Source organism: Shimia aestuarii, from assembly GCF_022814865.1.
Classification (GTDB): Bacteria; Pseudomonadota; Alphaproteobacteria; order Rhodobacterales; family Rhodobacteraceae; genus Shimia; species Shimia aestuarii_A.
In genome coordinates this window covers 1-254 of record NZ_JAKVRD010000061.1, presented here as the reverse complement: position 1 = coordinate 254, position 254 = coordinate 1, and the positions used below count along the sequence as shown (strand labels likewise).

General features: G+C 59.8%; 1 pseudogene. It reads right to left on the bottom strand.

The features are described 5' to 3' along the window. A pseudogene (locus MK745_RS19695) lies at positions 1 to 143 on the bottom strand (IS3 family transposase); the annotation flags it as partial. Positions 144 to 254: the final 111 nt, after the last annotated feature.

The following is a 254-nucleotide window of genomic DNA, read 5'->3' as shown; positions in this document are numbered from 1 at the left end:
TCGGCCACCAGGCGATCTTCGTCTGGACGACCAATCGGCACTCTGCGCTGCGTGGAGCGGTGCTGTCTCAGAACGCGGCAAGCGCGGCGCTCTGAGATATTCAGCTCAGCACGAACACGATCAATACGGGGTCTGCTCCGGCTGAGTGCAGAATGACACCCTAAGACCGGACGTCACCTGCTTTTCCACCTGTATTCGCCTGTGAGCAGGATATGAGCCCATCCGAGCGGCGAGATATGCGCCAGAAGGTCTGG